Here is a 26278-nt window from a genome sequence, read left to right as displayed (position 1 = left end):
GGGTCAATTATTTCTTGCAAAAATTTAATAATTAACCCAATTTGTACACCCTATTGATACGATTTAATCTTTATGCCATTTTTTAAGTAAAAATAGCGCATGTAGTGAAAGCTTTACTGGAAAAAATTGAATTAGGAGATCAAAACTCCCTGCGGGTCATGCATCTGGTGTTACCTTATTTTGAAGCACCCTGGCATTTTCATCCCGAGTATGAACTGACGTACATTGTGCGCAGTCAGGGAAAGCGGTTTGTCGGCGATCATGTCGAGTCCTTCGATGCCGGGGATCTGGTTTTGCTGGGTCCGGATTTGCCGCACTTCTGGCGGAACGACGACGACTATTACCAGCCCGGTTCGAGTCTGGTAGCCGAAGCCATCGTTGTTCAGTTTGACCGGCAGCTTGGTGATGCGCTTCTGCCCCAACTCCCGGAAGCCCAGGCCTTGACGGCATTGCTGAAGCGGGCCCGGTACGGACTACGGTTTGGGCCGAAAAAGGTATACGGGCTAAAACCGGCGCTGGAAAGTTTACTGGCCTGTTCCGGGCTGGAGCGCCTGCTGCGGCTGCTTCATATCCTCCACCAACTGACCGACGACCCCGATGCCATCATGCTGGCCAGCGACAATTACGAGTTGAAGGCGAATGAAGCCGAGACCGAGCGGATGAAGCGGGTCCTGGATTTTATGCTGACCCATTTTCGGAACGAAATCCGGGTCGACGACATTGCGGCCGTGGCGGGGATGGCCCCGGCAGCTTTCTGCCGGTATTTCCGGAAACGAACCCGAAAGTCGTTCGTCGAATACCTGAACGAATTGCGGATCAGTCACGCCCGGAAGTTGCTGGTGCAGTCGGATTTAAGCATCAGCCAGGTTGGGCTGGAGTGCGGTTTCAATAATATTTCCCATTTTCACCGCCAATTCAAGCTCCACAACGGTACGACGCCCCTGAAATACCAATCGCTTCAACATAATAAGTAGAAGACAACGAGAATGCTGTTTTTCTCCGTACTTTTGTAGTACCAACGGGTCGAGCCGCGCAGGCCGGGCCACGCAGGCTCCAGTCCGTTTATTAAATGTAATGTGAACCAAAGAAATACGGACTAAAATCCGTAGATACTTATGTCGACTACAGCCACCTCCGTTGCCCGCGATACACAGGTATTTGACCTCATCGCCCGGGAGCAACACCGTCAGGAGTCCGGGATTGAACTGATTGCTTCCGAAAACTTTGTTTCCAAACAGGTAATGGAAGCCGCCGGAACCGTCTTAACCAACAAATACGCCGAAGGACTTCCCGGTAAACGGTATTACGGAGGATGCGAAATTGTGGACGAGATCGAACAGATTGCCATTGATCGGGTCAAAGAACTGTTTGGGGCTTCCTGGGCCAACGTGCAGCCGCACTCGGGCGCGCAGGCCAACACGGCGGTTTTTCTGGCCTGCCTGAAACCGGGTGATACCATCCTGGGCTTTGACCTGTCGCACGGCGGTCACCTGACGCACGGTTCGGCGGTGAATATTTCCGGCAAATACTTCCGGCCCACGTTCTACGGCGTTGAGCAGGAAACCGGCGTGATCAATTACGACAAAGTAGAAGAAACCGCCCAGCGCGAACGCCCAAAACTGCTGATCTGTGGCGCTTCCGCCTACAGCCGCGACTGGGATTACGTCCGTCTGCGGGCCATTGCCGACTCGGTAGGTGCCCTGTTGCTGGCCGATATTTCGCACCCGGCGGGTCTGATTGCCAAAGGCTTGCTGAACGACCCGCTCGATCATTGCCACATCGTCACGACCACGACCCACAAAACGCTGCGTGGCCCCCGGGGTGGGATGATCATGCTACGAAACGATTTTGAGAACCCGTTCGGGATCAAAACCCCAAAAGGTGATCTGCGGCTGATGTCGTCGCTGCTCGATTCGGGCGTGTTCCCCGGAACGCAGGGCGGTCCGCTGGAGCACATTATTGCCGCCAAAGCTGTCGCCTTCGGTGAAGCGCTGTCGGATGATTTTGCTGAATACGCCAACCAGATCCAGAAAAACGCGCAGGCCATGGCAGCCGCTTTTGTCGCACGAGGCTACCAGATCATTTCGGGCGGCACCGACAACCACCTGATGCTGATCGACCTGCGCTCAAAAGGCCTGTCGGGCAAACTAGCCGAAAACACGCTGATCAAAGCCGATATTACGATCAACAAAAACATGGTTCCGTTCGACGACAAGTCGCCGATGGTCACCTCCGGCATGCGGGTCGGTACGGCAGCCGTCACCACGCGCGGCATGAAAGAATCCGATATGGAGCAGATTGTCGTATATATTGACGAAGTGTTGATGAATCACGACAACGACGCGAAACTTCAGACGGTAAAAGATGAAATCAATTCCTGGATGAAATCGTTTCCACTCTATAATTAATTTTGAATGAGTGAATGAGTGATTGAGTGAATAGCTTCGCCATTTTCTGCTTTCTGCGAAGCTATTCACTCAATCACTCATTCACTCATTCACTCATTACAAATTAAATGAAGCCCATAGATCAGGAATTTGATAGCGAGAGCGAGATTGAGGACGGGAGTGAGATGACCTTTCTCGAGCATTTGGAGGAGCTTCGGTGGCACCTTGTTCGGGCCATCGGGTCTATTGCCGTATTTGCTGTTCTTGCTTTCATTTACATTCGTGAGATCTACGATCTGGTCATTCTGGGGCCGTCAAGCCCCACGTTCTGGACATACCGAATGATGTGTAAACTGTCGGAAAAAACCGGGTTTGCTGATTTGTGCGTTGATAAAATCAACTTTACCCTTCAAAGCCGGGAAGTAGGCGGTCAGTTTACGATGGGTCTGACGGCTTCGCTGATGATCGGCCTGTTGTTTGCCTTTCCGTATGCCTTCTGGGAACTGTGGCGGTTTATTATGCCAGGCTTACGTCCGTCGGAGCGACGGGCTGCGCGGGGGGCCGTCTTTTTTGTAACAACCTTGTTTTTCGCGGGTGTTCTTTTTGGCTATTATATTGTATCTCCGCTGGCGCTCAACTTCCTGGCTAACTTCCAGTTAGATCCCCGGATTGTCAACGAATTCGACATTACCTCCTATATCTCCACGCTGGCTACCCTGACACTGGGCTGCGGGCTGACATTTCAAATGCCCATTGCGGCTTTTGTATTGTCGAAAATTGGTATTCTGACCCCGCAGTTTATGCGGGCTTACCGTCGGCACGCCCTGGTGGTGATACTGGTGGTTGCAGCCGTGATTACTCCGTCGCCGGACATTTACAGCCAGATTCTGGTAGCAATACCCCTGGCTTTACTGTATGAAGTGAGTATCTGGGTGTCGGGCTACGTGCAGCGGTTGCGGCTGAAGGATGAGCAGGCGTTGATGAAGGATGGCTACGACGATTAACGGACTAAATGGGCCCGCCGGGCGGGCCGTGGGTACTAGAACTTGCCGGTGACGCCCAGCCGGAGAGCCGCTACGCCGAGGCCCATTTCGGCAAAACCGCCAATCTTCTGGCTAAAGCGGTAAAAACCGCCCAGGTGTACGCCCGGAAAAATACCTTTGGGGCGTGGGAGAAGCTGCCCGGTCTGATCAACCTGATCGCGATGCAGCGATGAGCGGGTGCCTACGGATAGACCCGCATAAGGATCAAATTTGTCATCGCCAATCCCCAGCAGACGGGCCAGATGATAAGACCCCCGAACGCCGACATTAAAAAATTGTGCTTTCCAGCGCCGGTCGCCAACCTTGGTACCGGTCAGGGCATAGTCGAAAAAACCGCCTGCGCTGACTTGATCGGTAAAACCCAATTCAAACGAAGCTCCATTACACAACCCACCCAGGGCGTACGATTGCACGCCCAGACCCACATTGAGCATGTGGTCCACTTTCCGGGCGATCTGCGAAAAGCCAGGGGTAGTCGCCAGAATGAAAAAGAAAATATAGGGTAGTGTGTTCTTCACCAAAGACAGATGGTTACTTCCGGTATTGCTGTTTACTATTCAGGAGAGAGGTCATAGAGGCCATCCTTCATGATATTACAAAACTGGTAACCCTATTACTGAAATCCAATCGCAGAAATAACCAATTGGGAAAACCAAACCCTGAAACGTCTAAAACAGTGCTTAAGTGGTAACACCTGTCGCAAACCGGGCAGCAAACCTACAACGAAAAACCCGAAATTAAATTGTAGGAAGAGATAATTGGAGCTGGACAAGCGAGAAAAAGACGGGATGCGACGTCTTTTTCTCGCTTGTCCAGCTCCAATTATCTCCTTTGCCAGATTGTCTTGCGCAAGCCGAGATAACCGCCCACGGCATCGTCGTAGAGTTGACCCTGATCAAGGGCCAGAGCTGCCGTCAGTTCCGCTCCGCCAAGCCAGCGCAGGGGCGTACCCACTTGCACCCAGGCCGATAGCTGCGTCGGTGGGCCGGACAGAAAAACCTCCGGAATCCCGTAATTCCGGCTGTAAGACACCTTAACCCGCAAATCGATTTGCCGGGCAACCGTGGCCCGGGCCGCTACGTGATACATCTGCACCCGGTTACCGGCAATGGCCCAGTCGCTGGCGTTTCGATAGGGGGCCCGAATGTCGAGCCGCCGGGTCAAAAACGGCGTCCCGATCACCCGCTCCCGGTAGGTCCAGCCTTCGCGGTATTGCGAATTGTTGAAGTAATTATCCGCGCCTTTCCAGGATTTATCGGCCTGATACAGAGTAGGCCCGCTCTGGCTCAACGTCGTCAGAAACTCCAGCAGCACTTCATTCAGGTGAAAACCGGCAGAAACCGGGCGGTTGCTGCTCAGCCGAATGCCGCTCAGACCGTCGGGCAGATTTTTGAAAAATATCCCGGTCACATCCTCAAAAACGTGCTGGTGATACAGCAAGAGATTTAATCCGGAAAACCGCAGTTCTCCCCCAAAATCGATGGTTCCTAGGTGGTTGCCGTACAGATTGACGTAGTCGAAGGACGAGATCCGGTCGTTGTTCAGGCCATTGGTGCGAATGGCAAAAAGGACGTTCGGGAAATCCGCCAGCCGACCCGGCAGTTTGCCGTTGATGGCTAGTTTTGGGTCGATATAATCGGATTGGCCACCCCATTGAACACTATGGTTGATACCAGCGTACAGCCGAACGATTGCTGTTGGTTTGCCGATTCGAAAGAACAGTGACTTTTGGTGTAAAAACGAATGCCGCATGTACCACGTATTTGCAAACCAGCCGTGCGCCAGAAAACCGTTGATTGCCAGCCAGCCCCGCCGACCGAGCGGCACGAAACCCCGGGTTCCAAATTGGACTTTCGGAATCGGCAGCGCGTTGCCCGACCAGGCATACGAACCCGACGAAAGCGTGGAATCGACTAACCCGATCACCGCGCGCCGACGCCCTGCCACCAGTTCAATGCCCCGGTGAGCCAGCCTGATGTAACCTTCGGGAAGCAACAGTTGGGCCGATTTACCCGCATTTCCCACCGCTTCCACCTGATAAGATAAGCTCCAGAGCCGACGGGGATGAACCTGAAACCGGGCTTTGGTGGTGTCGCTGAACAAAATCGTTCCCGCCAGCCCTAGCCGGAGCGAACCAACCGGTGCCGTGAGCGGAACCGTTCCAAATTGGTTGGCCCGTAACCAGAAAGGTGTTCGATCCGTGGAAGAAACCAGTGCTCCGATTTCGGTATACAACTGGCTTGCGTGTCGGGATTGGGAGAAAACTTGCGTGGAGGCAAAAAAAAGTCCGGTTAGCAGAATCGGGTAGAATTGCTTCATGCAGAATGTTACTCATCGTGGCATTGTAAATATAATGAGTAAATTTCTTTACTTGCAGGAAGGATTTTTTGAACGGCATCCCGTCTTCAAAAAACAAAACCCCGGTAAGCACCGGGGCCTGTAATTCTAACCTTTTTATCTATACCTCATGGTACGCGACCTGCCGGAAAAGTGTTGCAGAGAACGGTGAAAAATAGCGATTCTGAGCGTATTTCCGACTCAGGGCCGTTTGGCTTTTGAAGTTACATGAGAAACTACTACAGCCTGTTCAGCGTATTCCTGGCGGCAGTTTTACTGGCCGACTGTAAAACGAGTCGGGTAGTCACCGGAAAAACCGTTGCCGTCGAAAGCGCGGGTATTGAGTCGGAAGATCTACTGACCTGCTGCAATGCTGGCCTGAAACTCCCCGATGGTAGCCCAGTCTCGTGTGAAGCGTCGGCGGTTTTGTACGACAACGGGACGGTGTACGTTGCCAACGATAAGGACATGCCTACCGGATTAAGCCCGGTTTTTACGAAATCCTGGAATGCCTTGAGCGACAGTCTTACCCGGCCTACTCCCCTGCTGGCCGAAGCCTTCCGGACGGCCCAGAAGTACGAAGACTTTGCCAGCAACGGCGAGTACATCTTCCTGACGACGGCCTTCGACCGCGTTAAGCCCGGATCGACAGATTGGGACGGGTATAACACCATTCTGTACTGGAAAAAAGGCCAGGAAGCCAATCCGCAGGTACTGGCTCCGGAGCCGGGTGCTAAAAATTCTGTGGCCTACCGCCAACCGCTCAGCAAACTGCTGGCGCAAAACCGGCCGAATTACCCCAACGGAATGCCGTATTTTAAAGTGGAAGGATTGGCCGTGATGGATTCGCTGCTGCTGTTCGGTATTCGGGAGGAGGGCGAAAAATACGATAAGTTCGACTACCGGGTCCGGATTGTAGCCGTGCCGTTTTTTACCGAGAAAACCGCTTCGGGCGACCGGCTTTCGCTACGGAATACCTGGCGCATTGTGGCCGACTTTAACCCGGCTACTGTACCGGGTTTGCCGCAACCGCTCGCCCTGTCCAGCCTGGAATATGACTCGAAACGAAAGCTGTTCTGGCTGCTCACCTCCATTGAAGCCAACGGCCAACTGGATGCCTATTTGTGGACGGCGACGCCCGAACAACTCTTTCGGAGTCAATCGTTTATGCTCGTCCGGGATGCACAAGGCCAGCCGATGCATTTCAACCACAAAGCCGAAGATCTGACGTTTATCGGCACAGATCGGTTGCTGGTGATTCACGACGACGACCGAACCCCAACAAAAGTAGGCGCTCAGACCCGCCAGCCGAACCAGGCGGCCTATACGGTGTTAAAAATCCGTACCACCGATCGTACCCACGGACTTTAGTCCGTGAGTGCTAGAATTATCTTTGAATTGGTATCAACTACTGGATTAGATAGACTTACACGGACTAAAGTCCGTGGGTACGGTCAGCGGTTACAGCCGCTCGGCGCGCACGGGTTCCCCCCAGAACAAACCGGCTTTCTGCTCGAACTCTTCGGCGGAGTCGGTGGTAAAAAACCGCAACGTCCGGCCTTGGGTGCATTGGGCATCGATTTCCGGGTGGCGATGGAGATAATCCTGTAGACTGTGGGCAACAATATCCCCCTGGCTGAGAATCGTCAGGCCATCGGGAACGAATTGCCGGATTTTGGGCAGCAGCAACGGGTAATGCGTACAAGCCAGCAGCAGGATGTCAATTTCGGGCGACCGACTGAGCAGCCGGTCGAGGTGTTGCTGCACGAAATAATCCGCACCCGGGCTGGCGTGTTCGCCGTTTTCAACCAGCGGCACCCACATTGGACAGGCTTCCTGGTAGACGTGCAAGCTCGGAAAGAACTTCTCGATCTCGACCACGTACGATTCGGAGGTCACGGTTCCGCGCGTCGCCAGAATCCCGACGTGGCCGGTTTTTGAATAGTTTCCAATGACTTCGGTGGTGGGCCGAATGACGCCCAAAACACGCCGGTCGGGCGCAATCGTGGGTAGATCAAGCTGTTGAATATTCCGTAAGGCCTTAGCCGAAGCCGTGTTGCAGGCCAGAATCACCAGTCGACACCCCAGACCGAACAACTGCTGCACGCATTCGAGGGTGTAGTGATACACGGTTTCAAACGAGCGCGTGCCGTAGGGCGTCCGGGCGTTATCGCCCAGGTAGATGTAATCATACTGCGGCAATTGCCGGACAATGGATTTCAAAACCGTCAGACCGCCGTAGCCGGAGTCGAACACACCAATGGGTTGAATGGAGGACATCCCGCAAAGATACGGTTTTGGTCACTTCTTCACGTTGGTATCCGGGCTGGAAGCGGCCGTAGCGGCATTTTTCTGCTTCTCCTGCTCTTTGGCCCGACGCCGGAAAAAACCGCGAAACAGGAAGTTGTGTTGCAGGGCTTCCAGGTTTTCGTCCAGTTTCTGGCTGCTCGTTTCCAGGTTGTGAATCGTGCTTTTCATATCCCGGTTGACGGTTTCGTCGGTCAGCAGCGAACCGAGGGCGTTGTTGTTACTGTTCAGGCGATCGGTAGCCCGTTTGACGTTCTCGGTCGCTTCCACCGCCGTGTTCGACACTTCGCGTAGCCGGGCGGTCGACGTGCGCAAATCCCTGACAATGATCGTATCCGACACCAGATCGTTCGCCAGCGTGCCTTTCGTATTGAGTTTGGCCGCAAACTGGTTCAGCGAGCCCGAAGCCGCGTTGAGTGACTTCGTCACCTGGGCCGCGCTGCTCGAAGCCGCCTGTAAATTGGCCATCGTATTTTTAAACCGGCTGGCCACGGTCGAATCCCGTAAAACTGCCCCAGCAACGCCTTTACCTTTCAGCACCTCGTCCAGAATTTTCTTGGCGTCGGTCGTCACCCGCAACAGGTTGTTGTTGTTTTCCTGAAGAGTCGCCATAATTTCGTCGGTGTTCAGCGAAGCTTTGGAGTGCAGAATATCGCCGTCCTCGACGGTTTCGGCTTTCATACTGCCGCCCACAATTTCCACAATTTTGTTTCCGATCAACCCGTCCGTACTCAGGGCGGCCAGGGCATCTTTGCGGATATACTGCTGGGCGGATTCTTCAATGTTCATCGTCACTTCGACCTGCGAATTGCCGTAAAACTGAATCCGGCGAACCGTTCCAATTTTCACCCCGGAAAACCAGACGTTGGCACCCGCCTGCAAGCCACCCACGTTATCAAAGATGGCGTTGACCCGAATGCTTTTGACAAACCGCTTCTGCTGGCCCCCCAGCACCATGATGCCGGTTACCAGAATAGCGATGCCGATAAACACAAAGATACCGACTGAAATCGCCCTTTTATTTTCTGCTGCTTTCATTGTGTGTCCTGTTTGGTATGGAAGGAATTCCTGGCTTCTTTTTGGAAATTAGTGTATGGTTTACGGTTTGTGGTTTACAGTTTACAATAAGCGTCTGATAGTGAGCTGAACACTGTAAACTATAAACCGTAAACTCTAAAGGCGTTACTCCACAAAGTTGTACTCATAAAACTGTTTTACGCGCTCATCGTTTGGGTCGGCAAAAACTTCTTCAAACGTCCCCTGCCGTTCGAACCGCCCGTCGAGCAACATGGCAATCCGGTCGCCGACGGTTTTGGCGCAGGTCAGGTCGTGCGTGATGATAATCGAGGAGGTATTGTGCCGCTCCTGCACCTCGTTGATCAGGTTGTTAATTTCGTTGGAGGTGATGGGATCCAAACCGGCCGTTGGCTCGTCGTAGAGCATGATTTCCGGTTTCAGAATCAACGTCCGGGCGATGCCGATCCGCTTCCGCTGCCCGCCCGACAACTCCGATGGCATCTGGTTGATGGTCTGGCTCAAACCTACGTCTTCCAGCGCTTCCTCGACGGCCTTATTGATGTCCGCCCGACTGAGGTTCCGCACGTTCCGAATGAGCGGAAACTCCAGGTTTTCGCGCACGGTCATGCTGTCGTACAGGGCGCTGCTTTGAAACGAGAACCCGATTTTGAGCCGCAGCGCATCCAGTTCTTTATTGCTCAACGCCCGAACATCCTGCCCCAGCACCGTCACGCTGCCTTCGTCCGGTTCGAGCAAACCGGAAATGATTTTGATCAAAACCGACTTTCCTGTCCCCGAACGGCCCAGCACCACCAGGTTTTCGCCCTGGTATAAATCCAGATCGACGCCCCGTAAGACGTGCAGATCGCCGAACGAAATTTTCAGATCCCGGATGACGATCACAGACTCTTTGGATCCATTTTCCCTGTGTTTGGTCATCATGGCTTAAGCGGCACGGATAGCGTTGATTACCTGGAGACACAACAGTTCTTCGATGAAAACCAGGAACATCGATGTCACCACCGACGAATTGGCCGCTTTGCCGACGCCCTCCGTTCCCTTCGACGAATGGTAGCCTTTGTAACAACCGACAATTCCGATGGTAAAACCGAACAGGATGGCTTTGATGACCGTCGAATTAATATCAAGGAATGATATGGAACTGAAAAAGGACTCGATAAACGACATGAAGCTGGTTTTTTCGTTCTGCGCGACATTGACATACGACCCCAGCACGCCCAGAAAGACGAAGAACATCGCCAGCGTCGGAATCATGAACGTGGTGGCAATGACCCGGCTGACTACCAGAAACTTAAACGGGTTCGTGCCCGAAACCTCCATCGCTTCGATCTGCTCCGTTACGCGCATCGACCCCAGCTCGGCCCCGATGTTGGAACCGACCCGACCGGCCGCAATCAACGCCGTCACGAGCGGAGCCAGCGCCCGAACCAGGGCAATCGAAATCAGCGACGGCAACCAGGAGGTCGCGCCAAACGTCGCCAGCGAGGGCCGCGACTGGTTGGTAAACACAATGCCCGTAATGAAACCGGTCAGCGAAATCAGCGGCAGCGAGCGAACGCCGACTTCGTAACACTGCCGGAGAATTTCCTTTCCTTCGTACGGTGGCACAAAGACTTCTTTGAAAAACTGGCCGATAAAGGAAGCCACATCGCTCAGGGCGAGAAACATACGGTCGAGCCGCCGGGTGACCACCGGCTTGGGCGACGATTCGGATTTTGACGAAGTAGTGCTGGCTTGCATTAGTCAGATTGTCAGTATACGGGTACTTGGTTTACGGTTTTCAGTATACGGTATTCAGTTGACGGCTTACTGACTGCGTGTTTTCAACTAGCGGAGCAACTGAAACCCGTATACTGAAAACTATAAACCGTAAACAGACTTCCTATAAACTGAATTTGAGGATACAAGGTTAGATTTTGCTACATTTGATAGTTGAAAATCATGAAATACCTCCGTATCCTCTTAAAAATATTCCTGGGCCTGGTCGGGATAGTGCTGCTGTTCCTGGCCGTCAGCCTGGCACCTGTTAGCGACACTCCCTACCAACAAACCGAGTTTTACGCCCAGACCCGGCAACGGCTTGGGCACCTTCCGAAACCGCCCCGCCCCCAAACCGCTTTGCAGGCCGGTTGGGCCAAAGTCAATCTAACGCCCTCATTTACAACCTCGACAGGTGGCTACGGTGTTCGCAAAGGCAAGCACTGGTCGGTCGTCAGCGATTCGGTCTACGTCCGAACCATCGTCCTGAACAACGGCAGCACCAAAGTAGCGCTGGTGGCGCTGGATTTGCTGATTACGCCCCCAACTGTAACAGAACAACTGAAAAAAAGATTGCCGGAAATCGGATTTCGGTGGGAGAATGTGTTCACGGGCGCTATTCACAGCCATAACAGCCTCGGCGGCTGGGCACCCGGTCTGGTGGGCGGTTTGTTCGCGGGCGACTTCGACCAGCGCGTCGTCGATCACATCACCAACGCCATTTTGAAATCGATTACGCTGGCACAGCAGCACCTGGCTCCGACCGAAGTGGGGTATACGCAGGTGGCGGCTCCCGAGCTGGTCCATAACCGGATGAACAACATCGGTCAGGTCGACGGTACCATCCGGTTGCTGAAGCTCCGGAAAAAAACCGGCGAATCGGCGCTTCTTTGCACCTATGGCGGTCATGCCACGCTTTTCCGGGCGTCGGATGCCGACTACCTGAGCCGCGATTATCCGGGCGTGCTGGTCGATCAACTCGAAAAAAAGTCAGGCGGTTTTGTGGCTTTCATGGCCGGGTCGGTGGGCAGCACCGGCGCGAAAGCGCAGGAATATCCGAACATTTTTAAAACCATCCGAACCTACGCCGACAGCCTGACCGCCCGAATTGTTCCGGCCTTGCCGCAACTGAAAACCGCGCCGGACAGCACACTCGAACTCCTGACCCTGCCGCTCGCCCTGCGCGAACCCCACGCCCGGGTGCTCGACGGCTGGCGGGTGCGTCCGTGGCTGTTTTATGCGGTTTATGGCGATTATGCGTCCGATCTGAAAGCCCTGCGGATTGGGCAGACGGTCTTGCTCGGTACACCCTGCGACTTTTCGGGCGAATTGGTAGCTCCGCTGAAACGACAAACCGACCGAAAAGGCCTGAACCTGATGGTCACGAGTTTCAACGGTGGCTACGTCGGTTACATCACGCCGGACCAGTATTACCACCGAAAATCCTACGAAATACAGACGATGAACTGGTTTGGGCCGGGCAACGGGGCGTACTTTGTCGAATTAATGAACGGTTTGATCGACCGGCTGTAATCGGTCAGCTAACGAACGAAGACCGATCAATTGCCCTTTGGTCCAAAATTCGCACGGTTTTGATAACTTGCTAAAACGCTTCCGTTGGGTTCAGAGGGCGTTGCAGCTCAATCCGGTTTTTGTCTGCAAACGGCGGCTCATGACGCGGTTGTTGTTACGGTTTATCCATACGCAAAGTCCTATGGCTTCCTCTTTCTTTCCGTTATGGAGTCGGTTTTCTGTCCCGATTCGGCTGCTTGGCTTTTTTCTGGCCTGGCTGGTCATCACCGCGTCCCCGGCGCAGACTGTGGTGAATATACCGGACCCCGAAGTTCCCCAAAAACCGGAAAAACGGACCGATCAGTCGCCGAACCTTCAATTAAAGCGTCAGCTCGAACAGCTTGTGGGAGACGGTTCGGAGGAAGAAGCCGATGCCCTGCTCGCGGCTACCCGTCAGGCGGGTTTTAAAGAGGGGGAAGTGCTGGCGATGTGCCACCTGGCGGGCCTTTACCTGGAAGACGAGCAGACCGCCCGGGGCAAAGAGTTGCTTCGGGAAGCCCTCGAACTGACCAAACAGGTGAGCGATCCGCTGGAAGCGGCCTGGTTGATGCAAAACATTGGTCGGATGCAGCGCAAATGGGATGTTCCGCATATTCCGCTTTTGACCCCGTTTTACAGCCCGCTGGCCGTGGTTATCCGTCGGCTGCGGAATCCGAAAGTCATCGTGGGAAACCGGACCGATCACCCGGCCGAAGATCGCAGTCGACCGGAAGCCGAAGGCCGAAAAAAACCGGCTGCTCCGGCCGACGAGAACATTTCGTTCAAAACCGCTCCTCCCAAACTGGACATTACGGCTCCCGGCGTCACCAGCGTAAAAATACCGGATGTACCGAATTTTCGGTTCGACGTTCATTACAACGACAAATGGCTCAACAGCCTGATTAATTCCGATCAGCCCAAACAACCGGACATCCGGCAGCTAAGCCAGCAGAAAAAACAACGGGATGCCAACAAGAATTTGAGCACCACCTTCGCCAAACAGGGCGACTACGAAAAAGCCTACCAGTATTACCAGCGGTATGTAGCTTATAAGGACAGCCTGTCGGCCGAAGTGACCTCCCGGCGGCTGGCTGCGCTGACTTACGAACAGAACATGAAGCAGAAAGAAGCCGAGGTAAAGCTTTTGCAAAAAGATCAGCAACTTAAGGCACAAGAAAACAAACGCCAGCAACTGCTGTTGTTTGGCCTGACGGGCTGCCTCGGGCTGTTTGTGTTCTCGTCGGTCTTGCTGGTTCGGAGTAACTGGCAGAAACGGGCCGCCAACCGGGCACTGGAAGAACAGAAACAGGTGTTGCAGCAAACCATCGCTGATCTCCGGCAAACGCAGACGCAGTTGATCCAAGCCGAAAAAATGGCTTCGCTGGGCGAGTTGATGGCCGGAATTGCGCATGAAATTCAGAATCCGCTCAACTTTGTCAATAATTTTTCGGAAGTCTCGGTCGAGCTGGTGGAAGAGCTGAAAGAGGAAATGGCCGGATTGCCCGTCAACGGCGCGGCCGAAATCGCCACCGACATCAGCCAGAATCTGGCGAAAATTGCGCACCACGGCAAACGCGCCGACGCCATCGTCAAGGCCATGCTCGAACACAGCCGAGCCAGCACCGGCCAGAAGCAGCCCACCGACCTCAACGCCCTGGCCGACGAATATCTGCGCCTGTCGTACCACGGTTTACGCGCCCGTTCCAAAGACTTTCAGGCGCAAATGACGACCGAATTTGACCCGAAGGTGGGCAAGGTGAACCTAGTGCCGCAGGAAATCGGGCGTGTGTTGCTGAATCTGTACAACAACGCCTTTTACGCCGTGCAGCAGAAACAACGGCAGGATGCCCGGTTTTCGCCCAACGTGACCGTCCGCACCGCGCTGGTCGACGGGGCCGTGGAGTTGCGGGTGCGCGACAACGGCATGGGCATCCCACCGGAGGTGATCAACAAAATTTACCAGCCGTTTTTCACGACCAAACCCACCGGCGAAGGCACCGGTTTGGGCCTCTCGCTTTCGTACGACATCATCACGAAAGGGCACGGCGGAACCATTGAGGTCGAAACCGAGGCTGGGCAATACACCGAAATGATGGTTCGGTTGCCGGTTTAGTGGTAACGTTCCCACCAGTGTTCGGCGGGCAGCGGAGCGTCCAGCACCACCACTTCGCCAATCCGGGGCGTGGTAATCGTCGTGCCCAGTTCGGCCGATTTCTTCACCAATCGCTCGATGGGGTCCTGCCAGGTGTGCAGCGCGAGGTTGAATTTCGCCCAGTGAATCGGCAGCAGCACGTTCGCTTTGACGTCGAGTTGGGCCTGGGCGGTTTGCTCGGGCAGCATGTGAATGTCGATCCAGGCTTCATTGTAGGCCCCGCATTCGAGCATCGCCAGGTCGAACGGGCCGTACTGCTCGCCGACGGTTTTCAGGCCCGGATAGTAGCCGGTATCGCCCCCGTAATACACCTTTTTTTGCGTTCCCTGCAACACCCACGACGCCCAGAGCGTGCCGTTCCGGTTGGTCAGGCCACGGCCGGAAAAGTGCCGGGCGGGGGCACAAATCAAGGTCAGATTGCCCAGTTTGGCCGATTCGTGCCAGTCGAGTTCGGTAATCTGCTCCGGCGCGATGCCCCATTTTTCGAGGTGCACGCCCACACCGAGCGGCACAAAAAACCGGCTGACCTTGCCTTTCAGCTTCGTAAACGTTTCGTAGTCCAGGTGGTCGTAATGATCGTGCGACATGACGACGGCATCGACGTGCGGCAGTTCGTCCACGTTCATATAATGGTCGTACGGAAACCGCTTTGGCCCGGAAAACGACGCAAACGACGCCCGTTCGCCAAAAACCGGGTCGGTCAGCAGCGTTTTCCCCTGAATCCGAATCAGCAGCGACGAGTGCCCGAACCAACTGACGGCCACGTGTTCCGGACCGCCATCACCCTCAAACCGCTTCACATCCAGCGGCACGGTCTGAAAAGTATCGACTGGCTCAGCGCCCGGTACGCCTGTCAGCATTTTCCAGGTCGCCGAAATCATCTGGCCCATTGACATATCGATGCTGGTCGGGACCAGATTCTGAAACGTGCCGTCTTTGTAATTCGGCGATGCCTGCATCCGCTTCAACCGCTCACCGGTGGGGGTGGCGCCAAACTGCGGGCTAAAGTTTACAAAAGCAACAACGGACAGGGTGAGCAGGCCCAACAGGGAAACGATGACCAGAACCATTCTTTTCAGGATTTTCTTCATACGGCAGGGAGCGGCCCGTCGGGCGCTCGGTTGGAAACACCCTGATTTTCCGGGGAGTTCCGGCTCGGGCCGTAAAAACAAGGGCCATAGCCTCATTGGTTCGAACCGTGCCGAAAATACTGACCCGTGTCTGCGTATGACAAACCCGGGTTGCTCCGTAGGCTTATCGCTCTGGTGTGCGCAAAGGCTATTGGAATGCCCTGCCCTTCAGGTTACAAAACCGGCGGGTCGTTCCACCCGCCGTTGAAGAGAAAATTCTGAGGATCGAGCGTTTTTACTAAGGGCGGTTCTACTTCACCCGATTAAACACAAACAAATCGGCGAACGCCCACTTGTCGCCTTCTTTGCGGCCGCGCTGGATGACGAGCTGGTTGTCCGACCGCTTTTCGTAGATGATCCGAACCGAGCCGTCGGATTTTTCAAACAACGCCTGGTTCTTTTTCGCTTCGACGAACGAATACCGGTCCGACACGTCTTTTTCTTCGGAACCGATCAGCCCCGGTTTGAAGTGTTTGACGAGTACGATCGGCCCCTGCTCGGTTTGTTCGAAAATGAGCAGCTCGTACATCGTCACCTTGTTGTCCTTCATCATGCGCATAAAACCGGCGAGATTGTCACCTTCCGGAGCAGCCCAGGCGGCATCGATCGGCCCGCCGTTGAACGTGCCGCGCCAACGGCCTTCCATGAAGCTGACGTCGGCCAGGGAGCCGGTTTTGGATTGGGCCTGAGCGGTCAGACCGACCAGTACACTAACAAGAACGCCCAGCGAGAGGGCGGCAAAACGACGCAGAACGCCAAAGCGGGAAGGAAAAAATAGGTTCATGGGAATAGGTTTTTTCGGGCGGCAAGATACTAAAATTGGACGCATGCCACCTAACGACCCGCCTTTTTGAGCAAGCGGCCGGTTACAGAACCGTATTTTGTGCCCGCACTACCAATTCCGGTTCCAGCACAATTTTCTGAAAATCATCGGGTGCCGTGTCGCCGTTGATGACCTTCAGCAGAATGTCGGCGGCCATGAACCCGATTTGGTACGGATGCTGTTCGACCGAGGCTAACGGCGGGTGTTCGAGGTAAGTAGTGAGCGGCAGATTAGCAAAACTGACGAACGAAATGTCCTGATTGACGACCAGCCCGTGGTTCCGGCAGACCTGCATGGCATCCAGCGCCACGTAATCGTTGAATGCTAAAACTGCATCCGGCCGGGTCGGTGCCGACAGCAGTTGGTTCATTTTCAGGAAAACATCCGGGGTCGTCAGGTCCACCCGTTTGATCAGTGCGTTTTCGACCGGCAGGCCTTCTTCCACCAGGGCAGTGATGTAGCCCCGGTAGCGTTCTTCACTTGCCACGAGCGCGTGGGGGCCGTTGAGTAGCGCGATAAGCTGGTGTCCGCGCCGGGCCAGCCATTTGGTAGCTTCATAAGCGCCCTTTTCCATGTTGCACTCCACCCGGTGTGCCGACAGGTTGGGCGGAATCCGGTCGAACAGCACCAATGGAATCTGCCGGTCCAGCAATTCCTGAATGTGGTGAATCTGCTGGGTTTCCTTTGCCACCGACAGCAGCACGCCATCGACCCGGTTGGAAGCCAGCACCGTTAGAATCTGTTTTTCGCGTTCAAACTGATCGTGCGACTGGTAAAGCGCTACCGTCACATTATGTTCAAACGCCAGTTCTTCGACGCCATTGATCACTTCGGAGAAAAAATTCTCGCGGATTTCGGGCAACACCATGCCGATGACACCTGTCCGGCCCCGCTTCAGATTCCGGGCCGTTGCGCTGGGCAGATACTTCAACTGATCGGCCAGCGCATGCACGGCCTCACGAGTGTGGAGGCTGATGCGCGGATGGTTTTGCAACGCCCGCGACACCGTCGACGGCGACACGTTCAATTTCCGGGCGATCTCCTTAATGGTAATGACATCCTTCATGACGGGTCGTAATCAGCCTTACAATGTACTTTCCTTTCCGGTTCTTGCAAAATTTTCTTCGGTAAAGAACAAACGTTTGCACAAGCCAGAACAAACGTTTGCACACTCCGAAATCGTCAAATTTAGCCAGATGGTGTCTGGCCTGGATTGATTCGCAGCTGGTTTTTCTCCAATTTTCGGCACCCAACTAACCCAAATTTCATTTTTAAAATCAGACAAAGGAGGAAAGACACTCGACAAGCGACTCGTTGCCTAAAACGTAGAACGTTCGTCTCCTGTCTTTTCTCTGTTGTCTAACCGTCTCTTCTAACGCGACTCCAACCCGTAAACCGTTCCCATGCAGACTTCATCCCGCCGAAACTTTCTGCGCACGGCCGCCCTCAGTACGGCGGCCGTCCCGCTGATTCCGTCCTTGTTCGAACCGGCCACAGCCGCCCCCCAGCCGACCGCTTTGTCGCAGGTCCGGCTGGCCTTCATCGGGGTCGGATCCCGCGGCCGCACCCACGTCCATCAGGCGTTGCTCCGCGATGATGTGGTCATTACGGCCATTTGCGACCCGGACCCGGATGCCATCAGCCGCACCAACGCTCTCATCGAAAAAAGCGGCAAAAAAGCACCGGTGGCCTATACGAAAGGTAGCGAAGATTTTCTGAACATGCTCAAGCGCGACGACATCGACGGCGTCGTGATTGCCACGCCCTGGGAATGGCACGTTCCGATGGCTGTTGCCACGATGAAAGCCGGGAAATACGCGGGCGTCGAAGTCTCGGCCACCGTGACGCTCAAAGAATCCTGGGATCTGGTCAATACATTTGAGAAAACCGGCTCGCATTGCATGATCCTGGAAAACGTCTGCTACCGGCGCGACGTGCTGGCGGTTTTGAATATGATTCGGCAGGGCATGTTCGGCGAAATGCTCTACGCCCACTGCGGGTATCAGCACGATTTGCGCAATATCAAGTTCAACGACGGTAAATCGATCAGCGGTATCGGGGCCGAATTTGGGGCAAAAGGCTATTCGGAAGCCCGCTGGCGGACGCAGCACTCTGTCGATCGCAACGGCGATCTGTACCCCACGCACGGCCTTGGCCCGGTAGCGCACTGGCTCAACATCAACCGGGGAAACCAGTTTGTCCGGCTGACGTCGATGGCCACCCAAGCGCGCGGTTTGCACAAATATGTTGTTGATAAAGGCGGTAAAGATCACCCGAACGCCAAAGTCAATTTCAAACTCGGCGATGTCGTCACAACGATGGTGCAGTGCGCCAACGGCGAAAACATCGTGATTATGCACGACACCAACTCGCCCCGGCCCTATTCGCTCGGCTTCCGGGCGCAGGGAACGCAGGGCATCTGGATGGACGACGGCAAAACGATTTACCTCGAAGGCGTGAGCCCCAAACCGCACCAGTGGGAACCATTCCAATCGTATCAGGAGAAGTACGACCACCCGCTCTGGAAACAGCACGGCAAAACCGCCCAGAGTGGCGGCCACGGCGGCATCGACTTCTTCGTGTTGCGGGCATTTATCGAATCCATCAAAGCGCAGGTGGCTCCGCCGATCGACGTGTACGACGCGGCCGCCTGGAGCGCCATCAGCCCGCTATCCGAACAATCCATCGCGCAGGGTAGCAAACCCGTTGACATTCCCGACTTCACGCGGGGAAAATGGAAAACCAACAAGCCCATTTTCGGCCTGAACGAAATTTATTAAGACCGAATGACTATCCTATCCTTCATCCTTTTCCTGGCTAGTACCTGGCTGTTTACGCCGACAAGCGATTCGCACGACGCAAATCGCTTGTCGGTTCCGCTGGGCGGCAACGCCTGGGTGACAACCTCCCTTGACCAATCCCCCAACATCACCAACAACGGCCTCACTGACTGGACGCAGCCGGAAGCCGTTGTTTCGGCCTACGTGCGGTTTGCCCGCGCCGGAAAGTTGAAACTGTCGGCGGTCCTGAGCGTCCCGGAGGGCGAAAGCAACCTCCGCGTAACGGTTTTGGGAAAACCGGTCCAGTTTTCGGCCAGCGGAAGTGCGGAAAAGGAGTATTTTCTCGGCGAGTGGGCGGTTCAGAAACCGGGTTACGTCCGGATTGACGTTCAGGGACTAAGCAAAACCGGCCCGGCTTTCGGGCAGTTGCGTGAGTTGGGCATCAGTGGCAACGCGATGGATGAAAAGACGGTTTTTGTGCGGACCAACGAAGGCAATTTCTTTTACTGGGGACGCCGTGGCCCGTCTGTTCACCTGAAGTATACCACTCCTGAAAATTCGGATACCGAGTGGTTTTACAACGAAATCACGGTTCCCGAAGGCAGCGACGTGATCGGCTCCTACTTCATGGCGAACGGGTTTGCCGAAGGCTATTTCGGGATACAGGTCAATTCGCCGACCGAGCGCCGGGTTCTGTTTTCGGTCTGGAGTCCGTTCAAAACCGATAACCCGAAGGACATCCCGGACGACCAGAAAATTTTGCTGGCGAAAAAAGGCGCGGGCGTCACGACCAACGACTTCGGCAACGAAGGCTCGGGCGGGCAAAGCTACTTGCGCTACAACTGGCAAGCAGGCCGGACGTACCGGTTTTTGCTCCGGGGCCAACCGACCGACGGCGGTTACACCACTTACACGGCGTATTTTTCGGATGCCGAAAACCAGCAATGGAAGCTTATCGCCAGCTTCAAGCGGCCCAAAACCACGACCTATTTGAAGTCATTCCATTCTTTTCTGGAAAACTTTATTCCGAATACTGGTAACATTGCGCGGCAGGTCGCCTTTGGAAATCAGTGGGTTTGCACCAAAGACGGCGTCTGGCAGGAAGTGCTGACGGCTCGGTTTACGGGCGATGCCACAGCCCGGGCCGCTTTTCGGCAGGATTACGCGGGCGGGTTGCTGCCCTCCAACCGGTTTTTTCTGAAGAACTGCGGCTTCTTCGACGACGCCGTTCCGCTCAACGCCACGTTTACCCGACAACCGCTCCGCAAAGCGCCGTCGGTTAATTTTTCCCAATTACCTTAATTTGTGATGGACGTAACAATGCCTATACCCCTTTCGATTTCCACGCCCGGCCGCATTTGCCTGTTTGGGGAACACCAGGATTACCTGGGATTGCCGGTGATTGCCGCGGCCATCTCCCGACGCATTCGCATAACCGCCGAGCCGATGTCTCAACCGGAGGTTCAGTTGTCGCTGCCCGACATCGACGCCGAAGAACGGTTTTCGCTCCGGACGCTTCCCCTGCCTTACCAGCACGACCGGGATTATTTCCGCTCGGCGATCAACGTATTGCTGCGGGAAGGCTTCCAGTTTTCGAACGGGATTCAGGGCGAAGTCCGGGGAACTATTCCCATCAATTCGGGCACGTCCAGTTCCTCGGCCCTGCTGATCACCTGGTTGGCCATTCTCAACCAGTTCGCCAACCAGCCGCAGTCGTTGTCCCCCAGGCGGCTGGCCGAACTGGCGTATACGGCGGAAATTCTGGAATTTGGCGAACCCGGCGGCATGATGGACCATTACGCCACGGCGGTCGGAGGTGTGATTTACCTCGAATCGAAACCGGTCCTTCACCTCGAGTCGTTTCCGTCTCAACTGGGCACGTTTGTGCTGGGCGATTCCCGCCAGCCGAAAGATACCATTGGCGTGTTGCGGCACGTTAAATTCGGGATGTTGGGCGCGATGGAGAAAATCCGGCGATACGATCCCGGTTTTTCGCTCACCACTCATCCACTGGGAGCAGCCGACGAATACCGTTCCATCCTGACGCCGGACGAAATGGCCTTGCTGAAAGGCAACCTCTCCGACCGCGACGTGCTGCGGGAAGCGCTGGCGATGTTCCGAACAGGAACGATTGACCACCATCGATTGGGCGCTTTGCTGACGATCCACCAAACCAGCCTGCAGAACGCCAAGCGGGTTTCGACACCCAAAATTGACCGCATGATCGACGAAGCACTCCGGGCCGGAGCTTACGGCGGCAAAATCAACGGCTCGGGCGGGGGCGGCTGCATGTTTGCCTACGCACCCGAAAACCCGGAAGCCGTGGCCGAAGCCATCGAGCGGGCGGGCGGTAAAGCCTACATCGTCCACGTCGACCAGGGCGTTTCGGTTTTGCCCCATACCCTTCCGGTTGAGGACTGAAACCGGGCGGCCGATCAAAAATTCCCGTTAAAAACCGCCCCGGTTTTCCGGTCCTTTAAGGCGAACGATTCGACCGTTCCGACCCCGGCAAACTGAATCCGAACGCCGTAGATCCGCCGAAGCGGTTGGGTGTATCGGGTTTCGTAAACCGGTTTGTTGTTGATAAAAATCCGGACTCGCCGGTCGATCACGGCCAGCCTCAGGGTTCCGCCCGCCCGCAGATCGGCACCCAGAAAACTCAGGTCATCCCGTTGGCCGCGCTTCCACTGCTCCGAGGTTTGCAGTTCAATCCAGTGTACGCAACCGGGCTTCATGACATCGAAACGGTGTTCCGACGATTCCCCCCAAACCGTCAGGCCAACCTGCGAACACCGGACGCCCGCGCGGTCGGGCGAGGTTTTTATGCGGGCCGTCAGCTCAAAATTATCGCCGTCGATGGTGGTTGGCTGGCTGTTGATGAAATGCACAAAAAACGTCCGGTTCGTATCGATCCCCGCCCGAGCCAGTTCGACGGGGCTAACGCTCCAGCGTCCGTTGACGAATAGGTTCTCCACCGCCACCGGATACACCCGCGTTGTGTCGTGCCGCATATCCGCCGTAGCCGTCCAGCCTTTGGTCCGCAAATACACCGTCGCTGTGTCCAGATTTCTGCCGTCGCGCTGAAGAATGGCAAAGTAGCGCCCCGGCCGCTCGTAATAGTGCGTGTGCAGGCTGTCGGCCGGGTCGATGCGCTCCCGTTTTCCGTCGCCATACTGAATCACGTAAACCGCTGATTCGGACGAATTTGGGTTGGGGCGTTGTATGCTAAAAACCGCCGAATGCGGATTTTCGCCCAGTGGATTCCGGCAAATCAACTGCACGGGCCCGGCCGGTTCGACGGTTTGCCGGAGCCAGACCACCAGCGCCATCACCCCCAGCGCCAGACCGGCCGACGCCCAAAACCGCCCTTTCCGGCCAGTCCTTGAGGGTTCCGGGCGATTTTCCACCAAAACCGGCAAAGGTGGCCGCACGGACATGGCTACTTTCTTTTCGATTGGCACCTCAACGGTTTTCTGCGCCTGCACAAACCGCTCCCAGTCCGGGTAGCCGACGTAACTCGCCAGCGCGTCGCGCGTGGCTTTCTGCGGGTAATAACGCGAATCGGTTTTGATCTTGCCGAAAATCCGTTTCAGCGTGTTCGGGCTGATCTGCACGTTGGTCTGCCGAAACAGAATGCGGCTCAGCCGGATGTAGTCGCTGTTGGTCCACGCCATCCAGTCGGGGTTCCCATAGACCTCGCTCACCCGCTGGCAGCAACGCTCCAGATCGAGGTAAAACTCCGCTTTTCCTTGTCCATTTTCGGTAACCATCACGGGCTAATCTATTCTCATTCAGAACGTTTGCTTGTCCATAATTTTGGTCAGCCAAATGGGCAGGGCTTCTTCTCCCATCAACAGATAATACAACTTTACCTTTGTGAACTCCAACTTTTCTCAAACCCACTCCGGCCCAAACCGGCACTGACCAATAAATATCGGAAAATTATGCGACAAAAATTTCTACTCAGTCTCGGACTGTTTTTGTACGGATGGACGGCCCTGCTGGCTCAAAGCCGTCAGGTCAGCGGCAAAGTGACCGACGAGCAGGAAAAAGACCTGCCGGGCGTCAGTATTGTCGTGAAAGGAACCACCCGCGGCACCGTGACCGACGCCGACGGACAATACCGGCTCTCCGTCCCCGACGCCGGTCCGGTGGTGCTGATCTACTCGTTTGTCGGCTACCAGAGCCAGGAAGTCACGCTCACCGATCAGGCGGTTTTGAACATCAGCCTGAAACCCGGCGACAACTCGCTGGAAGAAGTGGTGGTGGTGGGCTACGGTACGCAGAAAAAGAAAGATCTGACCGGCGCCCTGTCGACCATTGAGGCCCGGGACGTGGGCGGGCGACAAACCGTCCAGGTTTCGGATGCCTTGCAGGGCAGCATCGCGGGCGTGTCGGTGACCCGCAGCAGTGGAGCGCCGGGGGCCAGTTCGAGCATCCTGATTCGGGGCATCACGACGCTCGGCACCAACAGCCCGCTGATCATTCTGGACGGTGTGCCGGTGAGCAACATCGACAACGTGAATCCGAACGACGTGGAGAACATTACCGTGCTGAAAGATGCCGCTTCGGCCGCCATCTACGGGTCGCGCGGGGCCGCCGGGGTGGTGCTCGTCACCACGAAACGGGCCAAAGAAGGCGTCAGCAGCCTGGAATACACCGCCGAATACGGCGTGCAGAAAGCCACGGCCCTGCCCGTCTACGTGAGCGCCCCCGAGTACATGCGGCTGTTCAACGAGCAGGCCACCAACGACGGTTCCTCGACCGGGCCGTATGCCCAGGATTACATCGATAATTTTGCGAAGTACAACCGCGAAACGCCCGACCGGTTTCCGTTTGCCAACACCGACTGGCAGAAAACCGTTATGACCAAAACCTACGCGCCCCGCGTCCGGCACGACCTGGTTTTCACGATGGGAACGGGTAAAATCAAGACCAAAGCGTCGCTCGGCTACACGAAGCAGGATGCGTTTTACACCAATTACTCCTACGAACGGCTGCTCTTCCGGGTTAATAACGACCTGCAAATCAACACCAAACTGGGCGTGAACCTGGACGTGGCTTACAAACGCACGAACACGCTGGCCCCGGTGATCAACCCAATTTACGAAGCCCGGGTGATGCCCGCGATTTACGACGATTTTTATTCGGACGGCCGGTACGCCCTGGCGAAAGATGGCCGCAATCCGATTGCGCAACTGAATGAAGGCGGTACGTCCCGGGGCGCTTACAACCAATTGCTGGGTCGGCTGGCGTTCAACTTCAAACCCATGTCCGGTCTGACACTAACGGCGCTGATTTCGCCCACGATCGACCTGGACAAAACCAAAACGTTCTCCAAGCGGATTGCCTTCACCAATCCCGATGGCACGCCGAGTTCGTTCAGCAACCAGGCCCGCACGACGCTTACCGAAGGCCGGAACGAAGGACTGGCCGTAACGGGGCAGTTGCTGGCGAACTACAACCGGGATTTTGCGGGCGGCCACAACATCGACGTGCTGGGCGGTTACGAGGAAATCTATAACCGGGGCGAATCGCTGACGGCCTCGCGCAGCGGTTTTGCCCTGACGGATTTTCCGTACCTCAACGCCGGTTCGCAGGAATTGCGCGATAATGCGGGCAATGCCAGCGAAGTAGCCCTACGGTCGGTTTTCGGGCGGGTGAAATACGATTACAAGAACAAATATTACCTCCAGGGCAACCTCCGCTACGACCAGTCGTCGCGCTTCAGCAGCCAGTACCGCGATGCGTTGTTTCCCTCGGTGTCGGCCGGGTGGACGGTGTCGGAAGAGAATTTTTTGCGGAACAATTCCTGGATTTCGTTCCTGAAACTGCGCGGTTCGTACGGCGTGGTGGGCAACGAACGCATCGGCAATTACCCGTATCAGGCCACCATCAGCTTCAGCAATGCGCTGTTTTACCAGAATGGCGTCGTGGTGCCGCTCAACGGCGGTGGGCAGGTCGATTATGCCGTTCAGAATATTTCCTGGGAAACCACCCGGACGCTGGACGCCGGTCTGGACGCGGCTTTCCTGAAAAACCGGCTCACGGTCACGGCGGATTATTACCACAAACGTACTTACGACATTCTGCTCGCGCTCGACATTCCGCTGTACCTGGGTTACGAACGCCCGCAGCAGAACGCCGGAATTCTGGACGTGAAAGGCTGGGAGCTGGAGTCGAGCTGGCGCGACCGCGTTGGCAAGGTCAACTACTCGATTGCCTTCAATCTCTCGGATGCCAAGTCGAAGATTGTGGATTTGAAAGGAACGCAGATTCTGGGCAGCCAGTCCACGTTTAAAGGCAGCGAATACAACGAATGGTTCGGCTATCGCTCGGCGGGGCTGTACCAGACGCAGGACGAAGCCACCAACTCGCCCCGGCTGAACACCAACGTCACGGCGGGCGACGTGCGCTACGTGGACCTCAACAACGACGGCAAAATTACACCCGACGACAAGATGCTGCTGGGCGGTTCGTTGCCCCGCTACCAGTACGGCAGCACGCTCCGTGTCGATTACAACGGTTTTGATCTGGGGCTGGTGGTGCAGGGCGTGGGCAAGAAACTCAGCCGACTGCCCGACGACATTGTTCGCCCGTTTGCCGAAGCTTTCGGGAATGTGCCGCAGGAAATGGTCGGGCAGTTCTGGAGCAAAACCAACACCGCCGACCAGAACCTTCAGGCCCGGTATCCGCGCCTGTCGACGCGGTCGCTGAGCGCCAACTACGAAATGTCAGATTTCTGGCTCATCAGCGGGGCGTATTTCCGGGTCAAAAACATCACGCTCGGCTACACGCTGAAGAGCAATTTGCTCCAGCGGGTCGGGCTGCAATCGACGCGGGTGTATGTTTCAGCCAACGACGTGTTTGCCATTCACCGCTTCCCTCGCTACTGGGACCCGGAAGTGGGCGGTTCGTCCTACCCGATTGTCACCACCCTGATGGGCGGCCTGACGCTGCGATTCTAGAACC

20 protein-coding genes are annotated in these 26278 nt (G+C 55.5%); 10 read left to right on the top strand and 10 right to left on the bottom strand.

Annotated features, from left to right (window positions below; translation table 11 throughout):
* Positions 1 to 104: 104 nt before the first annotated feature.
* The 3 genes from ACO2Q8_RS06605 to tatC all read left to right on the top strand — a co-directional run bounded on the left by ACO2Q8_RS06605 (position 105) and on the right by tatC (position 3391).
* Complete coding sequence (locus tag ACO2Q8_RS06605) at positions 105 to 974, top strand: helix-turn-helix domain-containing protein (RefSeq protein ID WP_423343990.1); 870 nt, start codon at positions 105 to 107, stop codon at positions 972 to 974.
* A 141-nt stretch (positions 975 to 1115) separates the two neighbouring features.
* The gene (glyA, locus tag ACO2Q8_RS06600; protein ID WP_423343989.1) at positions 1116 to 2408 is read left to right on the top strand and encodes a serine hydroxymethyltransferase; all 1293 of its coding nucleotides are present in this window, start codon (positions 1116 to 1118) and stop codon (positions 2406 to 2408) included.
* Between the two features lie 107 nt (positions 2409 to 2515).
* Complete coding sequence (gene tatC, locus ACO2Q8_RS06595) at positions 2516 to 3391, top strand: twin-arginine translocase subunit TatC (protein ID WP_423343988.1); 876 nt, start codon at positions 2516 to 2518, stop codon at positions 3389 to 3391.
* A 35-nt stretch (positions 3392 to 3426) separates the two neighbouring features.
* Here tatC and ACO2Q8_RS06590 read toward each other — a convergent pair whose 3' ends face one another.
* Positions 3427 to 3948, bottom strand: coding sequence for a hypothetical protein (locus ACO2Q8_RS06590; RefSeq protein WP_423343987.1), 522 nt, complete (start codon positions 3946 to 3948; stop codon positions 3427 to 3429).
* A 304-nt stretch (positions 3949 to 4252) separates the two neighbouring features.
* A complete protein-coding gene (locus tag ACO2Q8_RS06585) occupies positions 4253 to 5749 on the bottom strand; it encodes a capsule assembly Wzi family protein (RefSeq protein WP_423343986.1) in 1497 nt (498 codons plus the stop codon).
* 246 nt (positions 5750 to 5995) lie between these two features.
* On the opposite strand from ACO2Q8_RS06585, the gene ACO2Q8_RS06580 reads away from it, so the two are divergent.
* Positions 5996 to 7138 carry a hypothetical protein gene (locus tag ACO2Q8_RS06580; RefSeq protein ID WP_423343985.1) on the top strand — a complete coding sequence of 381 codons (1143 nt, stop codon included), beginning with the start codon at positions 5996 to 5998 and terminating at the stop codon, positions 7136 to 7138.
* A gap of 90 nt (positions 7139 to 7228) precedes the next feature.
* On the opposite strand, the gene murI is transcribed toward ACO2Q8_RS06580, so the two are convergent.
* From murI to ACO2Q8_RS06560, 4 genes are all read right to left on the bottom strand, one after another.
* Entirely contained in the window at positions 7229 to 8047 is an 819-nt protein-coding gene (gene murI, locus ACO2Q8_RS06575) for a glutamate racemase (RefSeq protein ID WP_423343984.1), read from the bottom strand.
* A gap of 21 nt (positions 8048 to 8068) precedes the next feature.
* Complete coding sequence (locus ACO2Q8_RS06570; RefSeq protein WP_423343983.1) at positions 8069 to 9112, bottom strand: MlaD family protein; 1044 nt, start codon at positions 9110 to 9112, stop codon at positions 8069 to 8071.
* A 144-nt stretch (positions 9113 to 9256) separates the two neighbouring features.
* Complete coding sequence (locus ACO2Q8_RS06565; RefSeq protein ID WP_423343982.1) at positions 9257 to 10033, bottom strand: ABC transporter ATP-binding protein; 777 nt, start codon at positions 10031 to 10033, stop codon at positions 9257 to 9259.
* A 3-nt stretch (positions 10034 to 10036) separates the two neighbouring features.
* Positions 10037 to 10852, bottom strand: coding sequence for an MlaE family ABC transporter permease (locus ACO2Q8_RS06560; RefSeq protein WP_423343981.1), 816 nt, complete (start codon positions 10850 to 10852; stop codon positions 10037 to 10039).
* Positions 10853 to 11053: 201 nt separating this feature from the next.
* Between ACO2Q8_RS06560 and ACO2Q8_RS06555 the strand changes: the two genes are divergently transcribed.
* On the top strand, positions 11054 to 12403 hold the full coding sequence (locus ACO2Q8_RS06555) for a neutral/alkaline non-lysosomal ceramidase N-terminal domain-containing protein (RefSeq protein WP_423343980.1): 1350 nt from the start codon (positions 11054 to 11056) through the stop codon (positions 12401 to 12403).
* A gap of 181 nt (positions 12404 to 12584) precedes the next feature.
* The gene (locus ACO2Q8_RS06550) at positions 12585 to 14534 is read left to right on the top strand and encodes a sensor histidine kinase (RefSeq protein WP_423343979.1); all 1950 of its coding nucleotides are present in this window, start codon (positions 12585 to 12587) and stop codon (positions 14532 to 14534) included.
* Here the strand turns inward: ACO2Q8_RS06550 and ACO2Q8_RS06545 are convergent.
* From ACO2Q8_RS06545 to ACO2Q8_RS06535, 3 genes are all read right to left on the bottom strand, one after another.
* Positions 14531 to 15664 (bottom strand): MBL fold metallo-hydrolase, encoded by a 1134-nt coding sequence (locus tag ACO2Q8_RS06545; protein ID WP_423343978.1) that lies wholly within the window; start codon positions 15662 to 15664, stop codon positions 14531 to 14533. The two genes, ACO2Q8_RS06550 and ACO2Q8_RS06545, sit on opposite strands and share 4 nt — an antisense overlap.
* Before the next feature lie 289 nt (positions 15665 to 15953).
* On the bottom strand, positions 15954 to 16487 hold the full coding sequence (locus ACO2Q8_RS06540; protein ID WP_423343977.1) for a DUF6265 family protein: 534 nt from the start codon (positions 16485 to 16487) through the stop codon (positions 15954 to 15956).
* An 82-nt stretch (positions 16488 to 16569) separates the two neighbouring features.
* On the bottom strand, positions 16570 to 17592 hold the full coding sequence (locus ACO2Q8_RS06535) for a LacI family DNA-binding transcriptional regulator (RefSeq protein WP_423343976.1): 1023 nt from the start codon (positions 17590 to 17592) through the stop codon (positions 16570 to 16572).
* Between the two features lie 337 nt (positions 17593 to 17929).
* Between ACO2Q8_RS06535 and ACO2Q8_RS06530 the strand changes: the two genes are divergently transcribed.
* Genes ACO2Q8_RS06530 through ACO2Q8_RS06520 form a run of 3 tightly spaced genes read left to right on the top strand, consistent with a single transcriptional unit; the run spans position 17930 to position 21727 of the window.
* A complete protein-coding gene (locus ACO2Q8_RS06530; protein WP_423343975.1) occupies positions 17930 to 19306 on the top strand; it encodes a Gfo/Idh/MocA family protein in 1377 nt (458 codons plus the stop codon).
* A gap of 6 nt (positions 19307 to 19312) precedes the next feature.
* Positions 19313 to 20608 (top strand): DUF3472 domain-containing protein, encoded by a 1296-nt coding sequence (locus tag ACO2Q8_RS06525; protein ID WP_423343974.1) that lies wholly within the window; start codon positions 19313 to 19315, stop codon positions 20606 to 20608.
* Between the two features lie 18 nt (positions 20609 to 20626).
* A complete protein-coding gene (locus ACO2Q8_RS06520; protein ID WP_423343973.1) occupies positions 20627 to 21727 on the top strand; it encodes a mevalonate kinase family protein in 1101 nt (366 codons plus the stop codon).
* A 14-nt stretch (positions 21728 to 21741) separates the two neighbouring features.
* On the opposite strand, the gene ACO2Q8_RS06515 is transcribed toward ACO2Q8_RS06520, so the two are convergent.
* Positions 21742 to 23076: a hypothetical protein gene (locus tag ACO2Q8_RS06515; protein ID WP_423344143.1), complete on the bottom strand. Its 1335-nt coding sequence runs from the start codon at positions 23074 to 23076 to the stop codon at positions 21742 to 21744.
* Positions 23077 to 23250: 174 nt separating this feature from the next.
* Between ACO2Q8_RS06515 and ACO2Q8_RS06510 the strand changes: the two genes are divergently transcribed.
* Positions 23251 to 26274 carry a SusC/RagA family TonB-linked outer membrane protein gene (locus ACO2Q8_RS06510; RefSeq protein ID WP_423343972.1) on the top strand — a complete coding sequence of 1008 codons (3024 nt, stop codon included), beginning with the start codon at positions 23251 to 23253 and terminating at the stop codon, positions 26272 to 26274.
* Positions 26275 to 26278: the final 4 nt, after the last annotated feature.

It is taken from the genome of Larkinella sp. VNQ87, assembly GCF_049445795.1.
Taxonomy (GTDB): domain Bacteria; phylum Bacteroidota; class Bacteroidia; order Cytophagales; family Spirosomataceae; genus Larkinella.
The sequence above is the reverse complement of the archived record's forward strand: the minus strand, read 5'-3'. Positions and strand labels throughout refer to the sequence as shown.